General features: G+C 41.7%; 1 protein-coding gene. It reads left to right on the top strand.

The features are described from left to right. Window positions 1-365, top strand: a 365-nt coding sequence (locus BWR59_RS32535; RefSeq protein ID WP_168184569.1) for a hypothetical protein, incomplete at its 5' end; no start/stop codon positions are given. Between the last annotated feature and the right edge of the window lie 172 nt (window positions 366-537).

The raw sequence follows: 537 nt of genomic DNA, 5'->3' as shown, positions 1-537 counted from the left end.
CCATTGGAATTGGTCTGTTTTTTGCATTGGAAATTCTTGAGATGCTTAAACATGCTGACGGTAATTCGAACAATTACATCATGATTGTTCTGGGTCTTGGCTGGGTCATTGTAAGTGCTATTGCTGCTATTGGATTCTTTCGAAAGCCGCTTTATTGCTTATCTCCTTTCTCTTACGTGGCGTACTTAGTCATTAATTACTTCACGACTCCTGACAGCCGTTCTCATGCAGAATTCGACGCTGAAGGCATTGCCTGTGTCATCTTCGGTGTGTACTTTACGCTGTTCAATAGCTGGTTGCTCTACAGGGAATTTCGCCGAGATCCTTGGGCCGGACCAAAGAGTGATGGTGATGCAAAAGTCTGATAATAATCCTTATGTTTTATCGCTAATCTTCCAATCCGAAAACCTTTAATTAGCAATAGTTTGCAGGCTCGCATTCTTGTGTTTTCTATAATTTGATTGTGGACGTTTTGGAGTATAGCGCTAACCAGCTGAGCAATTTGCAATTTGTTTATGATTGTGCGTGAATCCGCAG

This window comes from Pseudomonas sp. Bc-h, assembly GCF_002080045.1.
Lineage (GTDB): Bacteria > Pseudomonadota > Gammaproteobacteria > Pseudomonadales > Pseudomonadaceae > Aquipseudomonas.
This window is presented reverse-complemented; position numbering and strand designations above follow the sequence as displayed.